The sequence below is a fragment of the Kitasatospora sp. NPDC004799 genome (genome assembly GCF_040609095.1).
GTDB lineage: Bacteria > Actinomycetota > Actinomycetes > Streptomycetales > Streptomycetaceae > Kitasatospora.
Genome location: NZ_JBEXJK010000132.1, coordinates 1 through 19,499, shown reverse-complemented (window position 1 = coordinate 19,499; position 19,499 = coordinate 1). Strand labels below are relative to the sequence as shown.

Annotated in this window: 17 protein-coding genes and 1 pseudogene; 10 read left to right on the top strand and 8 right to left on the bottom strand. The window is 68.8% G+C overall.

Annotated elements, in window-relative coordinates; all coding sequences use genetic code 11:
• Positions 1 to 315: 315 nt before the first annotated feature.
• From ABZW03_RS18580 to ABZW03_RS18570, 3 genes are read right to left on the bottom strand one after another with little or no spacing between them, the layout of a single operon-like run.
• Complete coding sequence (locus ABZW03_RS18580; protein ID WP_355258946.1) at positions 316 to 936, bottom strand: C39 family peptidase; 621 nt, start codon at positions 934 to 936, stop codon at positions 316 to 318.
• A complete protein-coding gene (locus ABZW03_RS18575; protein WP_355258944.1) occupies positions 929 to 1,927 on the bottom strand; it encodes a threonine/serine dehydratase in 999 nt (332 codons plus the stop codon). Before ABZW03_RS18575 ends, ABZW03_RS18580 begins: the two co-directional genes overlap by 8 nt.
• Positions 1,924 to 2,871, bottom strand: a complete 948-nt coding sequence (locus ABZW03_RS18570) for a D-alanine--D-alanine ligase (RefSeq protein WP_355258941.1) — start codon at positions 2,869 to 2,871, stop codon at positions 1,924 to 1,926. The genes ABZW03_RS18575 and ABZW03_RS18570 overlap by 4 nt, the downstream gene beginning before the upstream one ends.
• 128 nt (positions 2,872 to 2,999) lie before the next feature.
• Between ABZW03_RS18570 and murF the strand changes: the two genes are divergently transcribed.
• A complete protein-coding gene (gene murF, locus ABZW03_RS18565; RefSeq protein ID WP_355258938.1) occupies positions 3,000 to 4,397 on the top strand; it encodes a UDP-N-acetylmuramoyl-tripeptide--D-alanyl-D-alanine ligase in 1,398 nt (465 codons plus the stop codon).
• Here the strand turns inward: murF and murC are convergent, their stop codons facing one another.
• A complete protein-coding gene (murC, locus tag ABZW03_RS18560; protein WP_355258935.1) occupies positions 4,398 to 5,825 on the bottom strand; it encodes a UDP-N-acetylmuramate--L-alanine ligase in 1,428 nt (475 codons plus the stop codon).
• A gap of 54 nt (positions 5,826 to 5,879) precedes the next feature.
• Positions 5,880 to 6,071, bottom strand: coding sequence for a hypothetical protein (locus ABZW03_RS18555; protein WP_355258932.1), 192 nt, complete (start codon positions 6,069 to 6,071; stop codon positions 5,880 to 5,882).
• A gap of 160 nt (positions 6,072 to 6,231) precedes the next feature.
• Between ABZW03_RS18555 and ABZW03_RS18550 the strand changes: the two genes are divergently transcribed.
• From ABZW03_RS18550 to ABZW03_RS18535, 4 genes are all read left to right on the top strand, one after another.
• Complete coding sequence (locus ABZW03_RS18550) at positions 6,232 to 7,203, top strand: helix-turn-helix transcriptional regulator (protein WP_355258929.1); 972 nt, start codon at positions 6,232 to 6,234, stop codon at positions 7,201 to 7,203.
• Positions 7,200 to 7,763 carry a peptide deformylase gene (locus tag ABZW03_RS18545; protein ID WP_355258926.1) on the top strand — a complete coding sequence of 188 codons (564 nt, stop codon included), beginning with the start codon at positions 7,200 to 7,202 and terminating at the stop codon, positions 7,761 to 7,763. The genes ABZW03_RS18550 and ABZW03_RS18545 overlap by 4 nt, the downstream gene beginning before the upstream one ends.
• A 129-nt stretch (positions 7,764 to 7,892) precedes the next feature.
• A complete protein-coding gene (locus ABZW03_RS18540; protein ID WP_355258923.1) occupies positions 7,893 to 9,809 on the top strand; it encodes an ATP-dependent endonuclease in 1,917 nt (638 codons plus the stop codon).
• A 90-nt stretch (positions 9,810 to 9,899) separates the two neighbouring features.
• The gene (locus ABZW03_RS18535) at positions 9,900 to 10,163 is read left to right on the top strand and encodes a KTSC domain-containing protein (protein ID WP_355258920.1); all 264 of its coding nucleotides are present in this window, start codon (positions 9,900 to 9,902) and stop codon (positions 10,161 to 10,163) included.
• Positions 10,164 to 10,325: 162 nt separating this feature from the next.
• Here the strand turns inward: ABZW03_RS18535 and ABZW03_RS18530 are convergent, their stop codons facing one another.
• Positions 10,326 to 10,673: a hypothetical protein gene (locus ABZW03_RS18530; RefSeq protein ID WP_355258917.1), complete on the bottom strand. Its 348-nt coding sequence runs from the start codon at positions 10,671 to 10,673 to the stop codon at positions 10,326 to 10,328.
• A 966-nt stretch (positions 10,674 to 11,639) separates the two neighbouring features.
• Between ABZW03_RS18530 and ABZW03_RS18525 the strand changes: the two genes are divergently transcribed.
• The 3 genes from ABZW03_RS18525 to ABZW03_RS18515 all read left to right on the top strand — a co-directional run bounded on the left by ABZW03_RS18525 (position 11,640) and on the right by ABZW03_RS18515 (position 16,011).
• The gene (locus ABZW03_RS18525; RefSeq protein WP_355258914.1) at positions 11,640 to 11,768 is read left to right on the top strand and encodes a DUF6408 family protein; all 129 of its coding nucleotides are present in this window, start codon (positions 11,640 to 11,642) and stop codon (positions 11,766 to 11,768) included.
• Between the two features lie 152 nt (positions 11,769 to 11,920).
• Positions 11,921 to 13,984: a DUF2075 domain-containing protein gene (locus ABZW03_RS18520; protein WP_355258911.1), complete on the top strand. Its 2,064-nt coding sequence runs from the start codon at positions 11,921 to 11,923 to the stop codon at positions 13,982 to 13,984.
• Positions 13,985 to 14,094: 110 nt separating this feature from the next.
• On the top strand, positions 14,095 to 16,011 hold the full coding sequence (locus ABZW03_RS18515; protein ID WP_355258908.1) for a DUF2075 domain-containing protein: 1,917 nt from the start codon (positions 14,095 to 14,097) through the stop codon (positions 16,009 to 16,011).
• 71 nt (positions 16,012 to 16,082) lie between these two features.
• On the opposite strand, the gene ABZW03_RS18510 is transcribed toward ABZW03_RS18515, so the two are convergent.
• Both ABZW03_RS18510 and ABZW03_RS18505 read right to left on the bottom strand, forming a co-directional pair.
• A complete protein-coding gene (locus tag ABZW03_RS18510; RefSeq protein WP_355258905.1) occupies positions 16,083 to 16,745 on the bottom strand; it encodes an HAD-IA family hydrolase in 663 nt (220 codons plus the stop codon).
• Positions 16,746 to 16,796: 51 nt separating this feature from the next.
• A pseudogene (locus ABZW03_RS18505) lies at positions 16,797 to 17,944 on the bottom strand (dihydrofolate reductase family protein).
• 165 nt (positions 17,945 to 18,109) lie between these two features.
• Here ABZW03_RS18505 and ABZW03_RS18500 point away from each other — a divergent pair.
• Both ABZW03_RS18500 and ABZW03_RS18495 read left to right on the top strand, forming a co-directional pair.
• A complete protein-coding gene (locus tag ABZW03_RS18500; RefSeq protein ID WP_355258902.1) occupies positions 18,110 to 18,928 on the top strand; it encodes a methyltransferase domain-containing protein in 819 nt (272 codons plus the stop codon).
• 360 nt (positions 18,929 to 19,288) lie between these two features.
• A partial coding sequence (locus tag ABZW03_RS18495; RefSeq protein WP_355258949.1) for a hypothetical protein occupies positions 19,289 to 19,499 on the top strand: 211 nt, incomplete at its 3' end.

The following is a 19,499-nucleotide window of genomic DNA, read 5'->3' as shown; positions in this document are numbered from 1 at the left end:
CGCACCGGTCGCCGGGTTCCGAATTCGGAACCGGGCGAGCGGTGCGTCGATGCACAGACCGGTCGTTCCGGAACTCCACATGTCGATGCCGGGACTTCCGGAAATGGCCCCGGCAGAGCAAGTTGTGAGGTAGCGCTGCTTACCCGCGTTCACCCTGAAGGGAGCAAGTTGTGGGGTAAGGAGTCCTTACCCCGCCTTCGCCCCGAACGGGACGGCGGTAACCCGGTCGGTGGCAGGCCCAGGGGTGCCTGTCACCGACCGGGGAGTCGGCCCAGGGGTGCCGGAATGTCAGCGCGGGGATGGTGCAGAAGAAGGTCATACCCGCAGCGCGATGCCTCGGTGGGCCGCGAAGGTGTCGAAGCGGTCGAGCTGGAGAAGGGCGTCCACCGCGTCAGCGGTGTGGCCTGATGGGTTTCGGAAGAGCACCCCGCCGTCCTGATGCCCTGTGACGAGCACCAGGTGTCCGCCGCGTGCGGGTGCCGAGCGGTCGGGGCGGCGGATCTCCTTGTGGACGGATGCCATGACGAGGTGGCCGTGGTTGAGTTCGGCGAGGAGCCGGTCCGGGGTGAGGTCGGTGATGATCTCCGACTTGAGGGCGTGGGCTGCGAGGGCGTACTCGGTGAACGGCTTGTAGTACAGGCCGCCGACGCTGCCGTCGTCCCGCTGGACGTAGCCGCCGTAGGCGAGGCACCCGTCCAGGAGGTCGAAAAGGGTGGGTGCCTCGCCGTCACGGGCGAATAGGGCCATCCGCAGGCAGGCCATGCCGCAGAGGCGCGTGGACCAGTAGGCGTAGGAGTCCCGGTCGGGGGCGCCGCTGGCCGCCCAGTTGTCGTCGTCGCTGGGCGGGTGCCCTTCGTAGGCGATGGCATTGATTAAGCCGGGGGTGGCGTACTGGGTGATCAGCGGGATCGGGTGGTGCTTGGGGTGGTCAGGCAAGGGCCGGTTCCTTCCGGGGTGGCGGGGTGGACACGAGGCGGTGGAAGGCGTCCAGGTCGACCGATCCGCCGGAGAGGATGACGCCCACGGGGCCGGGCTGCCGGTCGAGGCCGGCCAGGGCCGCGAGTGCGACGGCTCCGGAGGGTTCGGTCACCACCTTGAGGTGCTTGAACGCCCAGCCCATAGCCTGCACGATCTGGGCGTCCGTCACGGTGATGACGTCGTCGAGCAGGGTCTTGTTGATCTCCCAGGGCAGGGCGGCTGGGGTGGTGTGGCGGAGGCCGTCCGCGATGGTGTCGGGTACGGCGGGCAGCTCCGCGATCCGTTTGGCGTGGAGGGAGGCGGCGGTGTCGGCCGCAGTCTCGGGCTCGACGCCGATCACCTTGATGTGCGGGTTGATGTGCTTGGCTGCGACGGCGGTGCCGGCGGCGAGGCCGCCACCGCCCACGGGGACCAGGATCGTGGTCAACACCGGGGCCTGCCAGAGCAGCTCCAGCGCGGCAGTGCCCGCTCCGGCCATCACTGCCAGGGCGTTGGCGGACGGCACGACAGCGAGGCCTTGGTCCGCAGCCAGCCGGGAGACGATGGCATCGCGGTCGTCGCGCTGCCGGTGGTAGGCGACGATTTCGGCGCCGAGAGAACGGGCACCATCCACCTTGCCCTGGGGCGCATCGTGCGGGACGACGACGGTAACCGGGACGGACAGCAGCTGGCCCGCGAGGGCGAGCGCCTGGGCGTGGTTGCCGGACGAGGCGCCGATCACCCCGCGGCGGCGCTTGCGCGGGCTCAGGGCTGCCAGGGCGTTGTAGGCGCCGCGGAACTTGAACGAGCCGGTGCGTTGGAGGGCTTCGGCCTTGCAGACCACGCTCCGCCCGGCGATCTCGTCCAGCGCCGGGTGGGAGAGCACCGGGGTGGAGGCGGCGACACCGCGCAGACGGCGCTGGGCGTCGTAGATGTCGTCCGCCGACAGCGGCAGTTCGGCGGCGTTCACGGGCGGTACCCGTCGGTGTGGATGGTGGCGAGGATGGTCGCGATGAGGCGGTCGTAGCTGATTCCGGCAGCGGCGGCCATGGTGGCGAGGTTGCCGTGCGTGGAGAGGCCGGGCAGCGTGTTGATCTCCAGCCAGTGGACCTCGCCGACCGGGGTGACGAGGAAGTCCGATCGCGAGTAGCCCGAGCAGTTCAGCAGCTGGTGAGCGCGGACGGCCGCGCGGGAGATGGTGGCGAGGGCGGTGCCCGGGAGTTTGGCGGGGCAGCGGTAGCGGTGGCCGGCCGGGTTGCGCTTGGCCTTGTAGTCGTAGAACTCCGCGGTGGTCGGGAGGGTCTCCAGCGGCGGGAGCGTGACCAGAGCGCCGTCCTGCTCCAGCACGCCGCAGGTGACGGCGGTGCCCTCCTTGAACGGTTCGATGAACCACTCGCCGCCCCGGGTGTCGTGGGTGAGCGTGGTGGTGAGCGAGTTCAGGTCGCGGAAGACGCGCATGCCGATGGAGCCGCCTTCGGAGGTCGGCTTGAGGATGACGGGCAGGCCGAACTCGTCGGCGCAGGTCCGAGCGACCTCCTGGGCGTCCTCCGTACCGCGCAGGGGGAGGTGCGGGAGAACGGTGACGCCGTCGGCGAGGACGAGGATCTTGGCCGTGGGCTTGTGCATCGCGACGGCGCTGGCCAGGACCCCGGAGCCGGTGTACGGGACGCCGAGGCTGTCGAGGAGGCCCTGCAGTTTGCCGTCCTCGGCCCACTGGCCGGCGATGGCGAGGAAGGCGACGTCGGCCTCGCGGACGCGGTCGGTGAAGTCCTTGTCGGTGGGGTCGAGGACGAAGTGCGGAAGGCCCTGGCGGACCAGCGACTCGCGAACGGCCTCGCCAGAGATCAGCGAGCGGTCGCGTTCGCCGGAGCGGCCACCGGTGACGAGGGCGATACGACGTTCAGCTGCAGACATGCTCATCTTCCTTTTGTCACAGTCTGGTTCGGAATGCGCGGGATGGCGGGCGCGATGTTGGGGAGCCGCTAGCGTCGAGGGCAGGCCGCCCTGAGGACGGGCGGGTGCGTCGATGGATCGGAGCCACCGTGGTCCCCATGACCCTGCAAGAGATCGCCGAGGCTGTCGGGGGCGCTCTGCACGACGTCTCCGATCCCGGCGCCGTGGTCGACCGGCCGGGGGTCATCGACTCGCGACTGGTAGAGCCCGGGGCGCTGTTCATCGCGCTGCCAGGCGAGCACACCGATGGGCACCGGTTTGCCGAGGCCGCCGTGGCCGCGGGTGCGGTAGCAGTGCTGGCCGCGCGGCCGGTCGGGGTGCCGGCGATCGTGGTGACGGATGTCCAGGACGCGATGGGCGCCTTGGCCCGCGCGGTGCTCGACCGCCTGAAGGCGCCGACCGTGATCGGGCTGACCGGCTCGGCCGGGAAGACCAGCACCAAGGACCTGCTGGCCCAGGTGCTGGAGACCATGGACACCACGGTGGCCACGCCGCTGTCGTACAACGGCGAGATCGGCCTGCCGCTGACCGTCTTCCGGGCGGACGAGAACACCCGCCTGCTGGTGCTGGAGATGGGCTCGCGCGGCGCCGGGCACATCAAGTACCTGACGGGGATCGTCCCGCCGAAGGTCGGCCTGGTACTGAACGTCGGAACCGCGCACGTGGGCGAGTTCGGCGGCGGGAAGGAGTCGATCGCCGTCGCGAAGGGCGAACTCGTCGAGGCCCTGCCCATCGACGGACTGGCGGTGCTCAACGCCGACGACCCGTACGTGATGTCGATGGCGCCGCGCACGGTCGCGCCGGTCCTGACGTTCGGGGTGCAGGCCGGGGACGTGCGGGCCGTCGATGTCGAGCTGGACGCAGCAGGCCGGCCCTCGTTCACCCTCACGTACCGCGGCGAGAGCGCCCCCGTGAAGCTGGGGCTGCACGGCGCCCACCACGTGTCTAACGCGACGGCCGCCGCCGCGGTGGCGATCGGCCTGGGCGCGAGCGTGCGGCAGGCTGCGGATGCGTTGACCGGTGCCCGGCAGCTGACGCCGGGCCGGATGGACGTCGCCGAGCGGCCGGACGGCGTGACGGTGATCAACGACGCGTTCAACGCGAACCCCGATTCGATGGCCGTGGCCTTGTCCGCGCTCACTGCCATGGCTGGCGACGGACGCAGGACGGTGGCGGTGCTGGGCGAGATGCGGGAGCTGGGCGAGGAGTCCGACGCCCACCACGCGGAACTGGGCCGCATGGTGGCCCGGAACGGCGTCACGGACCTGATCGCGGTCGGCGGCGCGGAGGCCGCTCTGGTGCACGCGAGCGCGGTCGACGGCGGGGTGACGGCGACGCTGGTCCCGGACCGCGACGCCGCCCTCGACCTGCTGCTGACCTACCTCAAGCCCGGAGACGTGGTGCTGGTGAAGGGCTCCCACAGCGTCGGGCTGGAGGTTACCGCGATGCGGCTTGCCAAGCCCGACGCCATGGGTCTCACCGGCTGACTACGCGGCCCGGACCGCCGCCGGGGCCTCGGCCAGCCGCAGCAGGACCGCCCTGCCGACGCGACCGGCGGTCCCAGTGCCCATCGTCACGACCAGGTCGCCGGGCCTGACCAGCTCGGCGACCACGTCCGCCACGTCGCGCCCGTCGCCCGCGGTGTGGGCCCGGCCACCGCAGGCGGCGACCTGCGCGGCCATCGGCGCGATGCTGATCCCGGTGAGCGGGGACTCGACCGAGGCGTGCACGTCGAGAAGGACGACCTCGTCGGCCGCCGCGAGCCGGCGGCCCATCTCGTCGCCGAGGGCGGCGGTGCGGGTCCAGCCGGTGGGCTCGAACACCGCGATCACCCGGCTCTCGGTGAGCATCCGGGCCGTGGCCAGGTCGGCGGTGATCTCGCTCGGGTGGTGGGCGTAGGAGTCCAGCACCGTCACCCCGGCGTGGCTGCCGGTGGTGGTGAGCCGGCGCTTGATGCCCTGGAAGGCGTTGATGCCGTCCACCAGGGCGCGGGGTTCAACACCGAGCACCCGGCCCGCGGCGAACGCGGCGGCGGCGTTCACCGCGTTGTGCCGCCCGGGAACGGCGAGCGTGAACTCGTGCCACGATCCGTCCATGTCCTGCACGGTGACGTGGCTGGCCCTTCCGTCCCACAGCACGCGCAGCACCCGCACATCGGCGTCCATGGCCTCGCCGACCGTGACGACCTTCGGGCCGGGCGCCGCGTGCAGGCGCTCGATTAGCAGCCGGGCACCCGGGTCGTCGGAGGAGACGACCAGCGTGGAGCTGTTGCGGGCCAGGCGCTCGAAGACGTCCAGGGCGTCGTTCAGGTCGACGTACTGCTCGGGGTGGTCGTCGTCCACGTTCAGGACGACGGCGACCTGCGGGTGGTAACGGCCGGCGGTGCGGTCGCTCTCGTCCACCTCGGCGACCAGGGGGCCGCCGAGGCCCTGGTGGGCGTTGGGGCGGCCGATGGGGGCGGCGCCGATGGCGTACGACGGGTCGAGATGGGCCAGGGCAGCGCTGAGGATGCCGGTGGTCATGGTCTTGCCGTGGGTGCCTGCCACGGCGATGGACTGCTCGGCAGTGGCGATCAGGTGCGCGAGCACGTCCGAGCGGTGCACGACCGGGACACCGGCCCGGCGGGCGGCGGCGACCTCGGGGTTGCTCGGGGTCACCGCGCTGGACCACACGAGGACCGTCGTGTCGGCGGGCAGGTTGCTGGCGGTGTGGCCGATGGCGACGGCGGCACCGGCCTGCTCCAGCTCGCGCAGCGCCGTGCTGTCGCTGGTGTCGGAGCCGGAGACGCGGCTGCTGCTCTCCAGCAGCAGGCGGGCGACGGCCGACATGCCGGCGCCGCCGATGCCAACGAAGTGCGGGCGGGCGAGGTCGATGGGGCCGTCGTGGACGGGGACGATCACGTTCCTGGTTTCCATGCTGTGCGCTCCAGTTCGGAGTCCAGCCCGTGATGGGCGATGGGTGGAAGGGCGCTACACGTAGGTGCTGTCCGGCGCCGAGCTGGCTGCCGGGTGAGCACGGAGTCGGGCCGGGTCGAAGTCGTTGTGCACGATGACGCCGAGCAGGGCGATCACCACCGCGTTGCCGACCGCCCACACGGCGCCGAGGGCCGCGCCGACCGGATCGCGGTGCCGACCTCGGCGGCGAGACGGGGACTCGTACACGGCTAACTCCTCGCGGCAGAAGGGAAGATCGGGCTCTGTTGCTGGCCGGGCGCTTGAAGTTCGCGTCCGATGGGGTAATGACAGCCGGAGGCAGAACCGTGACGGGATGGTGAGCTAAGGTCACTCACGGTTCATTCATCACTCACTGGGGGCGGAGCGGATGGAGACGAGGGCCGACCAGGACTCGGCTGACCAGGCGATGGAGGCGTTCGCAGGCGAAGTCGCTCACTGGCGGGAAGTACGCGGCCTCTCCAAGCGCGCGCTGGCCGGGAAGATGGGCTTCGACCCGTCGTACGTCAGCCACATGGAGTCGGGCCGCCACAAACCGACCGAAGAGTTCGCCCGCCTCGCCGACGAGACCCTCAACGCCGGGAAAGCCATTTGGCGGCGCTGGCTCGACTACGACGCCGCCCGCTCCCGCAGCCGCACCCCGACCGCGCCGCCGGCGCCCCGCCGCCCCGAGCAGCCGTACGCCTCCGGCGCCGCGATCGTGGTCGAGCACGACGAAGCCGCGCTCCAATTCGACGGATCCACCTACCGGTTGACCATGCGCCGCCGTCTACGGAACACCGGTGCCGAGCCCATCACCCGCTACCTGATCCGCATCGCCGTCGACCGCTACCCCGGCGAACCGGAGCGCTCCAACGCCCACTACCGTGAGCACCCACTGACCTGGGACGAACTGGCGCTCACCGCCTCGTGCCAGGGTGAGGATATGCGGTGGCAGGCCAAGCACGACCGCGACGCCTTCAAGGAGGTCTGGCTCCTGTTCGACAACGAGCACGGCCGCTTCCCGCTCTACCCGGGCGACGCCACCTGGATCGAGTACGCCTACAGCGTCGGCGCCGACAAGTGGGGCCATTGGTTCCAGCGCGCGGTCCGCCTGCCCACCGAACACCTCGCCGTACGCCTCGACTTCCCCGCCGCCCTCGACCCGGTGGTGTGGGGTACCGAGACCTCCATGACCGCCGAGTCCGTACCCCTGCGCACCGCGGTCAGCCGCCACGATGACGGCGAACGTCGGCACTTCGCCTGGGCCACCGACGACCCGCCGCTGCACGCCCGCTTCCGCCTCGAATGGCGCTTCCGCGCCACCGCCAACAACCAGCAACAGACCAAGGAGACCAGGTGATCGAGGTGCGGCCCAGCCAGCAGATGCAGTCCCTCGGCGTGATCCAGCAGGGCACCCCCATCCTCAACCGCCCCGCCGAGCCCTTCGACCTCCCGACCGAGCGCGCCGCCGTCCAGGCCGTCATCGACGAACTCTTCACCGCCGTAGAGCGGATCGGCCAGGTTCACTCCTTTGCCAAGGGCATGGGCCTCGCCGCCCCACAGATCGGCATCCCCCGCGCCGCCGCCCTCGTCCTTCCCCCAGCTGCCGGCGCAGAACCGATCATCTTGCTCAACCCGAAGATCACCGCCGTCTCCGACGAGACCGACGAACAGTACGAGGGCTGCCTCAGCTTCTTCGACGTCCGCGGCATGGTCCCCCGCCCCCTCCGCATGGACGTCACCGCCACCACCCTCGACGGCGTCATCACCATCGTCACCTACGAGTTCGGCCTCGCCCGCCTCATCGCCCACGAGATCGACCACCTCGACGGCCTCCTCTACACCGACCGCATGCGCCCCGACGTCCACCCGATCCCCGTCGAGGAGTACCGGGGTACAGGTTCGACCTGGGCCTACTGATCAACTTGGCCTAACCTCAACCGACTTATGGGAATCAAACGACATGATGGACCACCACATCTGCCGCTAGTATCACCGGAGTACCCGCCGACGCTTTGACATCGTCGGCATCGACCTCCAGGACGACCAGTGAAGATCAAGCGTGTGCGCATCGAGAACTTCCGTTGCCTACACAAGGTGGATGTTGCCTTCGACGACATCACCTCGTTCATCGGGCCCTCAGGCGTGGGAAAATCAACCGTCCTTCGGGCACTCGACTGGTTCTTCACAGGAGAAAAGGACGTAGCGCTCAGCACGGATGACGTCCACTCGGCCACAGACGGGGCGCGGATCTCGGTCGAGGTGGAGTTCGACAGTCTCACTGACTATGACCGCGAGACGCTGGGCCGCTACGCACCTGATGGTGCGGAGAACGTCTCTATCTGGCGTACATGGGACAACGGTGTCGATAAGATCACGGGAAAGGCATTCACTTACCGCCCGTTCGAGGAGGTGCGTCGGCACCTTAAGGCGATGGACAGGCGGCGGGCCTACAACGAGCTTCGGGAGAGGGACCCTAGCCTCGGACTGCCGACCGCTCCCAAGGTTGATGCCGTGGATGAGGCGATGCGGCTCTGGGAGACGGCCAATCGCGACCAGCTCACTGAGTCTGAGGTTGAGGACACCCACTTTTTTGGCTTTGCTGGCCAGAGTCAGCTCGCCAAACTCGTTGACTTCGTGTTCATCTCTGCTGATCTCCGCGCCTACGAAGAGACCGATGATCGCAAGAGCACGGCCATTGGGCAGATCCTAGATCACGCAGTGGACCGGTCCGAGGCAAGCAAGCAGCTCAGTGACATCGAGGAGACCGCGCATCGGGCCCGCCGAGAGGTGCATGCCCAGGTCTACGGGCCAACACTTGACGAGATCTCAGGCGCACTATCCAAGGAGCTGGCCGAACTTACGACCGGACGTGAGCTGGTTGTCTCCACCATTACCCAGGCGCCCAAGCCGTCTAGGATGACCTTCCAGGTCAGTGTGCGTGATGGCGCAGTTGAGACCTCCGTCGACAGGCAGGGACACGGCTTCCAGCGAGCCCTCATCATCGCTGCCCTCAAGCTACTGGCCAAACGGAAGAGCCCTGACAATGGGGCAAAGACACTATGTCTGGCAATCGAGGAGCCCGAGCTATTTCAGCACCCTCCACAGGCCCGGACATTTGCTGACGTTCTGCGAAAGCTTGTGATCGCGTCTGCTGGTGGCCGGACACAGGTAATGTACGCAACCCACAGCCCTCTCTTTATTGATCCGCGGAACTATCGCCAGATCCGTCGTCTCAGTCGAGATGTTGGAATGGGACACCCTGCCACGATGGTCAGCCAGGTTTCCGAGGGCGACCTGCGCGAGGCGCTGACTGGTATCGTCAAAGAGAATACGATCAAGAGGAACGCGGGCACCTGGTGCTCAAACGCACTTGCTGAGGGATTCTTCGGGCATGCTGCAATTCTCGTCGAGGGGCCTACGGATGAGGGGGTTCTCCTCGGCTGCGCAGAGCGGCTAGGGATCAATCTGGGAGCCCAAGGAATCACAATTGTTGTTGCCGGCAGCAAAAGCAATATCCCGCTCAGTCATGCCATCCTGACCGCGCTCGGCGTCCCCTGTTACGTCGTCTTCGATGGAGATGCCGGGATGTTGGAGGAGAAGACCCAGTCAGTAGACCACCTTCCCGCTGAGAAGCGTGCAGAGAAGGTCGCAGATTTTCAGAACCAAGCCCGCTCTAACGCGATCAAGAATCGCGAACTCCTGCGATACCTCGGTGGAACATCCGCTTCCGAGCCGCCCACGACGGTTGATGCTACGTATGCAGTGTTCTCTGACAGGCTGGAGACATATCTCGCCAATGAGTGGCCTAGCTGGGGAGAGCGGCGGCGGGAGCTGATCAACGCCGGTGACGGGTTTGAGCAGAAGGACGCAGCCACGTACCGCGAGGCTGCTTTGACGGCTGCCTCAGGCCCGCCGTTCCACCTTGCGGGAATTTTGGAGTCCGTGCAGCTGATGATCCAGTAGGCGGTCCTGATAAATTCTGTCTTGACGTCATATTTTTCGGGCGCTGCTCTTGCGTGGAGATGGTTATTCCAGGTTTGAGGTTCGCCATTTATGAAGAGATCGCTTCCGGATATATTTCGGCGAGAGAATGAGGCTGCCATGGATCTTGTGCCTGTTCAATCATCAAACCTTGCGGCCGTGGGCTACGAGTCCAATGAAGGTGTGCTTGAGGTCCACTTCAAGAATGGCGCCGTGTACCAATACCTCAATGTTCCGGTGTTGGTGCACCAAGGGCTCATGGTGGCTTCCAGTAAGGGCGGTTACCTGGATCGCTTTGTGAAGAAGGCTGGATATCGATACGTGAGAGTGCACTAGTTGGTGAGTGGTCGAGAGCGGCGGGCAGCAATGTGAAGCGCAGGCCGCCGAGCGGCTGGGTGGCATGAACGCCCGGCTTGAAAGCCTGCGCTGCGTCGCTCGTGCACCCAGTCACCCGCAGCTGGAATCCGTGAGCCGATAGTCCGAGGCGCTGCTGGTGGGCTATTCCATCCAGTCCATAATCCCGCGAGTTAGAGTGAATGCGGAGCTTGCCGAGGAGATCAGCTCGCGAATCCGCGTCAATAGACGATCAACTCGTACTTGATCGCGGCTATCGGCTGCCTCGATGAGATCCTCTGCGTAGCTCCTTGCGATATGACTTTCGGCACCAATAGAGCTTTCCGAATCGGACCTCAGGGCTTCGGCGATGCGGTGATATTCGGCATTCTGTGCACCTGTCGTATTCGAACCGCCTACTTGTGCCGTGGCTCCGGAGCTATCGATGTTGAATCCACCGACGAACCCTCCGTGGCTGGCTGAAATATTAAACTGGTTGGGCGGCTTGCGCATTACATGACTCCCGTATGCATCTAGTCCCCGCCCTGTAGGTGCGTACACCTTTGAGAAGAATGGATTTCGCGTTACTAGGGATGGGCAAATTGGGCGAAAGATCTGCCGAATGTCCTGCCTGTTCCATCCCTGATTCTTCATGTATGGCCCCATGTTGACCCACTCGTCGGGGCTATTTGAGGAGCTGCAAATTTCTTCGAAAACCTCGCGCGTCAGGCGAGGGATATCTTGTGGATGCACCGAGAGGTCAGGCAGTCTGCGATCTTCGTCAGCCGCAGCCCAATGCCGGAGCAACTGCCGGACGGTGACGAGGCCGGCCGCCGATGTGATCGCTGCCAGCAGTACGCCTAGCAATCCCCACAAGATCAATCTCCCCTCATCTAGCCTGAGGGTGATCAAAGTATCACTTGGAGTAATGGTGGGCTGTTTAGGTCACTCGAAAGGTGGAGTGGGTTATGGGCTGATGATCACAGCGGGGCACAGGGCTTCCGACCGTCTGTTCGGTGGGGTTCTGTGCCCTGCTGGCTGGTCGGCCTTGGATTTGTCGGGCGGTGCGTGTCCCGCCAGTCCGCAGACGGTCCGCAGGATGCCCGATCGAGGCCATCGCGGGCCGTCGTTGGCCAACTGGGAAATACCTGGTCAGGGGCATGCGCGATGCTCCGCCGCAGGTCAGGTTTGGCCGTCGATCGTTCCGCTTCAACGTCTGACCGCCCGCGGCACCGAGGCCGCCCGCCCCGCGACAGCGCGGGGCGGGCGGCCTTTCGGCTCGATGCCCGCACGCCCCGGAACTCCCTGTCCGGGTCGGTGGTCATGAGCTAGCGTTGTCCTGCACCGCGTGTCCTCCCGGAGGATGTACGCGACGCGACCTGCGTGAGCCCGACGGGTTCGGTGGTGCAGCCTCAGGTGTGTTCCCGGCGGGAGCCATCCGGCAGCCGTCATCGAATTCGACCAAAGGGGACGCGCGAAATGGCTGTCGTCGAGTACACGCCCAAGCGCCGCAGTTGGGTCCGTGATGTCCTGGTGGGCATCTCGGCGGGCTTCGGCTCGAACCTGATGTGGGAGCTGGCGCAGGTTGTGCTGCGCCGCCTCGGCTGAGCCGGGCGGGTGGGCGGGTCTCCGGGGGCCCGCCCCTCACCACGCCGGAGGCCGGGCTAACCTACGGTTGTCATTGCGGCCCGACGGGCTTCCGCTCCGCGCCGGTGGAGCCACGAAGGACATGCCCCCACCCGCACGAGTCATTTCGTGTCATGGGAATCCTCGTGCTTCTGCAGCTGTCCGCAGCCGAACTCGGCCGTCTCATCGTCGTCCCCGCAGGATCGGGGCACTCTCCGCTCACCGAGCGACTGATCGACGAGCATGTCGCCCTCAAGGATCGACCGGCCTCCCGGGGCGACATCGAAGCCTGGAACAACAGCATCCCGGTCGTGGTCAGGGCTCTGCTGGAATGCGGACTGGGCGAGGTGGAGGTGCAGGTCGAGGTCTCGCTGCCGCACACCGACTCCGCGGTTGACCTGGTGCTGTGCGGCCGGCGTCCTGGTACGGGCGCGGATTCGTACGTCGCGGTCGAGTTGAAGCAGGCGCGGCATGCCACGGTCGATCCAGAGTGTCCGACCGCCGTCGATCTCGGGTTCAGTGACGGAAAGCTCAAGCTGCATCCGGTGCGGCAGGTCCAGAACTACTGCGACTACATGATGCGTTACCTGCCTCATCTCCGGGAGAGCGATGACCGGTTGACAGGTGTGGTGCTGCTTCACAACGCTCGGGACGCGGACGTGGAGGCACTCTTCGAACTGTCCGAGTCCGACTACGGCTCTCTCTACACGCTCGACGACCTGGCCCGTTTCCGGCGCGTGCTCACTTCGAGGTTCACCGCGGAATCCGGGAAGCGAGCGGCACGCGCGCTGGAGGAGTCCCGCCGCGAGCCCTTGCCGAAGATCACCGACGTGGCGCGGCAACGATCCGTCGTAGGCGGCGGTCTGGTTCTCCTTGACGAGCAGTTCCTGGCGTTCGACCGGATCGTGCGGCACCTGGAGAAGACTTCCCTTCCCCGCGAGTTCAACGTCGGCCTCTTCCACGACGAGGATGCCCCTACGCCTGATTCGGGCCGCAAGAAGCGGGTTCACATCCTGCGGGGTGGGCCGGGCAGCGGGAAGAGCGCCGTGGCGCTGCAGCTTCAGCGCGAGCTGGGCCTCAAGGGGCATGAAGCCGTATTGGCCAGCGGATCCCATGCTTACACGGAGACGCTGCGTGGAGACATGGTCGATGCGGCGCGTCAGGGGCAGAAGTCGCGAAGGAGCCGCGCGGCCAACCGCCTGTACAGGTACTTCAACAGCTTCGTCGAGACCTCGCCGGACGAGATCGAGGTCCTGATCTGCGATGAAGCACACCGGACAAGGCGTACCTCCACCGATAGGTTCACGCGGGCGGAACGTCGCGACGACGAGACGCCCCAGGCGATCGAGCTGATCAGGGCGTCCCAAGTGCCGATCTTCCTTCTGGACGACCATCAGTCGATCCGACCGGACGAGGTGGGAACGGCCGATTACCTCAAGAAGATCGCCGAGGACGAGGGGTGCCTGGTCGAAGTCACCGATCTGGAGGGAACCTTCCGGGCGGGCGGGAGTAGGCGGTACCAGAGCTGGGTCCAGCAGTTGCTGGGACTGGGGGACTCCGATCCGGTGCCCTGGCGGCCGGACGGGCGAATGACGGTCCTGGTCGCGGATTCCCCCGCGCAAATGGAACAGTTCATCCAGGAACGCGATCTTGAAGGCGCTACGGCCCGCATCACCGCGGGCTTCTGCTGGCCCTGGAGCAAGCCGAAAGGCGGATCGCTCGTCGACGACGTGCGAATCGGGGAATGGCGTCAACCGTGGAACGTGAAGCCGACGTACAAGGTGCCGTACGCGCCTGTGTCCGATCGGTGGGCGACCGATCGCCGCGGAGTCGGACAGATCGGCTGCGTGTACACGGCGCAGACTTTCGAGTACGACTGGAACGGCGTCATCATCGGCCCCGACCTGGTGTTCCGCGACGGGAAGTTCAAGGTGGAACGGGCCGCTTCCCATGATCCGGCCTTCAGCAGGTCCGTCGACGATGAGGTCGTCGGCCGGTGCATCCGCAACGCCTACCATGTGCTCCTCACCCGAGGCGTGGTCGGCACCGTGGTCTACGCGGTCGACCCGGCAACCCAGCGGGAGCTGCGCAGATTGATCACGGGCGCAATCGGATTGCAGAACTACCGGCGTGCTCAGTCGAAGCTCACAGCCGAAGGATCGCAACTGCCCCCTGCTCTCAACAAGCGTCGCAGGTAGCCTTGGTCCGTCGTCGCTGCGGCCCGCCAGGCTTCCGCTCCGCCTGACGGGGCTACAAGGACACGCCTCCACCCGCACGGGTTTCCTTCGTGCTGTCTTGGGGGCATTCCTTGCTGTTCCGCGACTCCGCTGCCGCGGTCGCCGCCGAGTGTCATTCCGGTGCTCTCTTCTTCCGGCTGACGGAGCAGTTCGCGCACGTTCACGGTCACAAACCGGGCGACTCCGAGGTCCGCTCATGGAAGCGGAGCATCCCCGTCCTCGCGAGCGCCTTGAACGACGCGGGGCTCGGGCAGGTGGAGGTGCTTTTGGAGTACGGGCTGCCGTTGAACAGCAAGCGTGCGGACGCCGTGCTGGCCGGGGTGCATCCGCGGACAGGCCTGCCGTCGTACGTCGTCGTGGAGCTGAAGCAGTGGAGCAGCGCGGAGCCGGACGACGACGATCCGTCGCTGTGCCGCGTCGATGCGTACAACCGGGCGGTGCTGAACCCTGTCGATCAGGTACGCGGCTACTGCGAGCACCTCATCTCCTTCAACGGAACACTGGCCGAGCACCCGGAACGCGTCAGCGGTGCGGCGTACCTGCACAACGCGACCGAGTTCGGCGTCATGGGGCTGTTCGAGGCTGAGCAGGACCAGTACGGTCAGCTGTTCATCGGAGCGCGGCGCGGCGAGTTCGTCGATTTCCTGCGGTCGACGCTGGCCGCCGAGTCCGGAGCCTCGGTCGCGGACGAGCTTCTCAACGGGAAGATCGGCCCGTCGAAGCAGCTCATGGCGGTGGCGGCCGAGGAGGTGCGGGAGCGCGAGCAGTTCGTCCTGCTGGACGAGCAGAGAGTCGCATACCGGACGGTCCTCAACGCCGTTCGTCGCGCCAGGCGTTCCGACCACAAGGAGGTCGTGGTCGTCACCGGCGGGCCCGGTACCGGCAAGAGCGTCATCGCGCTGTCGCTTCTCGGAGAGTTGTACCGGCAGGGCGCCACCGCTCTGCACGCGACCGGTTCCAACTCCTTCACGACGACGATGAGGAAGGTCGCGGGCGCCCGAAGGCGCGAAGTGCAGAATCTTTTCAAGTACTTCAACAGCTTCATGACGGCTGAGCGCAACGGGCTCGATGTCCTCATCTGTGACGAGGCCCACCGCATGCGGGAGACCTCGGCCAACCGCTACACGGCGGCTGCGAACCGTACGGGCAAGGCCCAGATCGAGGAGCTCATCGACGCGGCACGTGTGCCGGTGTTCCTGCTGGACGAGCACCAGGTCGTTCGACCCGGCGAGATGGGGACGGTAGCGGAAATCGAGGCCGCCGCGAAGAAGAAGGGCCTCCAGTGCCGGGTGGTGCCGCTGGACAGCCAGTTCCGTTGCGGTGGCAGCGACGCGTATCTGCGCTGGGTGGTGCGGCTGTTGGGGCTTGAGCCGGGTGGCCCCGTAGTCTGGGAATCCGACGGCAGGATGCAGCTCGTGGTGGCGGACAGCCCGCAGGAAGTCGAGACCGTTCTGGACGAGCGCCGCGCACGGAACTACAGCGCACGCCTGACCGCCGGCTACTGCTGGAAGTGGACGAAGAAGGTGGCGCCCGGGCAGGCGCTCCCAGCGGACGTCGTCATCGGCGGGTGGGAGCGTCCGTGGAATGTCTACGGCGACCGGGCCGTCGATGGTGCGCCGCCGGCGGCCCTGTGGGCGACCGATCCGGCCGGAGCCGGCCAGGTGGGTTGCGTCTACACGGCGCAGGGCTTCGAGTACGACTGGAGCGGGGTCGTCATCGGCCCCGACCTGGTGTGGCGTGGTGACCGTTGGGTCGTCGACCGCTCGGCTTCCAAGGATCCGATCTTCAAGAAGTCGACATCGGACGCGGACGTGGACCGGTTGATCCGCAACACGTACAAGGTGCTGCTGACACGGGGAATGATCGGCACGGTGGTGTACTCGACCGATGCGGAGACGCGCGAGAAGCTTCGGGAGCTGGCCGGTGTCCCGGCGCGGCACCAGGAGTTCGAGCCCACGGCGGAGAAGGGAATCGGTCTCGGCGTCTGACCGTCGGTGCGGCACCCGACTGCCCGGGCCCGTGGTCGTGCGGGCCCGGGCAGTCCGGTGTTCCGGCGCCCTCAGCCGAGGGTGACGGTGAGGAGGCCGTCGGGGGTGGCGGTGACGGTGATGCCGGTGAGGGTGGCGGCGTGGGCGTCCGGGTGGTGGGGGAGGGCGCGCGGGCCGATGCCGATGACGCGGGTGCCGGCGGCCCGGGCGGCGGCGATGCCGGCGCCGGAGTCCTCGAAGGCGAGGCAGTCGGCGGGCGCGAAGCCGAGGGCGGCGGCGCCCTTGAGGAAGCCCTCGGGGTCGGGCTTGCTGGCCCCGACGGACTCGGCGGTGACCAGGACGGGCGGCAGCGGCAGGCCGGCCGCGGCCATCCGGACCCGGGCGAGCGGCTGGTCGGCCGAGGTGACCAGGGCGTGCGGGAGCCCGGCCAGCGAGGCGAGGAAGGCGGCGGCGCCGGGCACCGGCACGACGCCCTCGGTGTCGGCGCGCTCCTCGGCGAGCATCCGCTCGTTGTCGGCCAGGTTGAGCTCCATCGGGCGGTCCGGCAGGAAGTGGGCCATGGTCGCGTGGCCCTGGCGGCCGTGCGCGACGGCGAGTACCTCGGCGGGGTCCAGGCCGTGCCGCTCGGCCCAGCGGCCGAAGCAGCGCTCGACCACGGCGTCGGAGTCGACCAGGGTGCCGTCCATGTCCAGGAGGACGGCTCGGGCGGTCAGCCGGACGGGGGCGGCGGGCATGGGACGGCTCCTCGGGGACGAGAACTGTTTGTTTCCGAATGATGCAAAAGATTACGCGGGTCCGAGCAGGTGGGCGTTGACCGCGCGGGCCTCCTCGGCCAGCTCCGGCAGCTCCACCACCTCGACCCCGGCGGCGGTCAGCAGCGCGGTGCCCTGGCAGTCGGTGACGAACAGGTCCGGCTCGCGCCAGGCGACCACCACCCGCGGCACGCCCGCCGCGACGAGCAGCCGGGCGCACGGCACCGGCCGCGAGGCGCGCTGCCCGCAGGGCTCCAGCGAGCTGTAGACGGTCGCCCCGCGCAGCCGCGGGTCGCCCGCCGGGAGCTTGGCCAGGGCCGCCTCCTCGGCGTGGTCGTGCGGGTCCGTCTCCCGGCTGTAGCCCTCCGCCAGCACCGTGCCGTCGGCGCCGACGACCACCGCGCCGACCGAGAAGGCCGTCTCGGACGGCGGGCAGCGGCGGGAGAGTTCGACGGCCCGGCGCAGGTGGGCGAGGTCGGTGGACGCGGACTGGGTCACGGCGCGGGCTCCTTGGGGGCGTACCTGAGCAGGACGACGTCGCCCACGGTACGTGCCTCCAGCAGCCGCATCCGCCGGGCCGGGCCGCCCGGGAACGCGGCCTCGCGGACGAAGCGGGGCGCCCCGGCCTGGCCGACCAGCAGCGGGGCGACGGCCAGCTGGAGCTCGTCCGCGAGGCCCTGGGCCAGGAACTGGGTGTGCACGCCCCCGCCGCCCTCGACCATCAGCCGGCGCACCCCGCGGGCACCCAGGTCGTCCAGCACCGCGCCGAGCTCCACCGCGCCGCCCAGCGCGACCACCTCGGCGAGCCCGTCCAGCCGGGGGCGCAGCACCGTCGCTCCGGCGTCCGTGGTGTAGGCGATCCGGGCGCCGCCGGCGTGCCAGAACCGCAGGCCCGCGTCGAGCTCGCCGGTCGCGGTGAGCGTCACCTTCAGCGGGTGCTCGGGCCGGCCGGCGGCCAGTCGGGCCGCCCGCCGGCCGGGGTCGTTGACCAGCAGCCGGGGGTTGTCGGTTCTCAGCGTGTTGCCGCCGACCAGGATCGCGTCGGCGGCCGCGCGCTCCTCGTCGACCCGGTCGAAGTCGGCGGCGTTGGAGAGCAGCAGCCGGTCGGGGGAGGCGTCGTCGAGGTGGCCGTCGAGCGAGACGGCGGCGCTCAGCAGGACGTAGGGGCGCGGGCCGGGCATGGGCGGGGACCGTTCTGTCGGGGGCGCCTCCACGGTACGGCGGCCGGGTCCGGTCCGGACCCAGGGCAACCGCGATGTGAGACGGATCTTCTCGGGATGCGGGACGACGAGTAGCGTCGGAGACGCCGCGGAACGCCCGCGGCCGACCGCACCCAGGGGGACCCGATGACCGGACCGCAGCCCGCCGCCGTCTACACCCACGGCCACCAGGAGGCCGTGCTGCGCTCGCACCGCTCCCGCACCGCCGCCGACTCGGCCGGCTACCTGCTGCCCGAACTGCGGCCCGGGCAGGCCCTGTTGGACGTCGGCTGCGGGCCCGGCACGATCACCGCGGACCTGGCCGAACTGGTCGGCCCGCAGGGGCGGGTGGTCGCGGTGGACACCTCCGCCGAGGTGCTGGAGCAGGCCGCCGGGCACGTCGCCGGGCGGGGCCTGGCGAATGTCGCCTTCGAGCGCGCCGACGTGCACCGACTGCCCTACCGGGACGGCGAGTTCGACGTGGTGCACGCCCACCAGGTGCTCCAGCACGTGGCCGATCCGGTGGCCGCGCTGCGCGAGCTGCGGCGGGTGACGGCGCCGGGCGGCGTGGTCGCGGTCCGCGACGTCGACTACGCCTCGATGACCTGGTTCCCGGAGGTGCCCGCGCTGGACCGGTGGCTGGAGCTGTACCGGCGGACCGCCCGCGCCAACGGCGGCGAGCCGGACGCCGGCCGGCGGCTGCTGTCCTGGGCCCGCGCGGCCGGGTTCACCGAGGTCACCGCGGGCGCCTCCACCTGGACGTACGCGACGCCCGAGGCGCGCGCCTGGTGGGGCGGGATGTGGGCGGACCGGGTGACGGGCACCGCGCTGGGCCGGACGGCGGTCGGGCTGGGCTTCGCGGACCAGGAGGAGCTGGGCCGGATCGCGGACGGCTGGCGGGAGTGGAGCGCCGCCGGGGACGGCTGGTTCTCGATGCTGCACGGCGAGGTCCTGGCCCGGGGCTGAGCCGACCGGGCCGGCGGGGCCGGCAGAGGGGTGGGCCCGGAAGGGGCGGGCAGGCGTTCGGAAAGATCGGGTAAAGTCGCGCGACCGTTCAGATCGGGCCCGTTCGGGCCCGAGCCATGGTGCCGAGCGCCGAGCCGACGCCCGTTCCGGCGGGTTGGGGGAGTCCACGTGTCCAAGCCTGAGTCCGAGCCGCCCGTCCCGGGCCCGGAGGCGCCCGCGGCCACGGAAGCAGGCGCGAACCCGGGTACGGCCACGGAAGCAGGCGCGAACCCGGGTACGGGTGCGGAAGCGGCCGCGGACGTGGACACGGGCCGGGACACGGACGCGGCGGAGGCCCCGACGGCCGGTCAGGACCCCCGGGTGGACTTCCGCAAGGACACCCCCGAAGCCGCGAGCCCGGTCGAACCCGAGCGGCCCGCCGAAGCCGCCCCGGAGCCCGAGCCCGCCCCCGAGCCGGAGCCCGAGCCCGAGCCCGAGCCGGTGCCCTCGGCCACCGCGGCGGCGATCAGCCGGGCGACGTCCAGGTGCTGGGCGACGTACGCGCCGCCGGGCCGGCCGCGGGCCGGGTCGT

What these genes read in the sequence shown, in the direction of transcription:
- ABZW03_RS18570 (WP_355258941.1), bottom strand. Translation starts at nt 2,871, where the DNA reads ATGTCTGCAGCTGAACGTCGTATCGCCCTCGTCACCGGTGGCCGCTCC.
- murC (WP_355258935.1), bottom strand. Translation starts at nt 5,825, where the DNA reads ATGGAAACCAGGAACGTGATCGTCCCCGTCCACGACGGCCCCATCGAC.
- ABZW03_RS18550 (WP_355258929.1), top strand. Translation starts at nt 6,232, where the DNA reads ATGGAGACGAGGGCCGACCAGGACTCGGCTGACCAGGCGATGGAGGCG.
- ABZW03_RS18535 (WP_355258920.1), top strand. Translation starts at nt 9,900, where the DNA reads ATGAAGAGATCGCTTCCGGATATATTTCGGCGAGAGAATGAGGCTGCC.
- ABZW03_RS18530 (WP_355258917.1), bottom strand. Translation starts at nt 10,673, where the DNA reads ATGCGCAAGCCGCCCAACCAGTTTAATATTTCAGCCAGCCACGGAGGG.
- ABZW03_RS18525 (WP_355258914.1), top strand. Translation starts at nt 11,640, where the DNA reads ATGGCTGTCGTCGAGTACACGCCCAAGCGCCGCAGTTGGGTCCGTGAT.
- ABZW03_RS18520 (WP_355258911.1), top strand. Translation starts at nt 11,921, where the DNA reads ATGGGAATCCTCGTGCTTCTGCAGCTGTCCGCAGCCGAACTCGGCCGT.
- ABZW03_RS18510 (WP_355258905.1), bottom strand. Translation starts at nt 16,745, where the DNA reads ATGCCCGCCGCCCCCGTCCGGCTGACCGCCCGAGCCGTCCTCCTGGAC.
- ABZW03_RS18500 (WP_355258902.1), top strand. Translation starts at nt 18,110, where the DNA reads ATGACCGGACCGCAGCCCGCCGCCGTCTACACCCACGGCCACCAGGAG.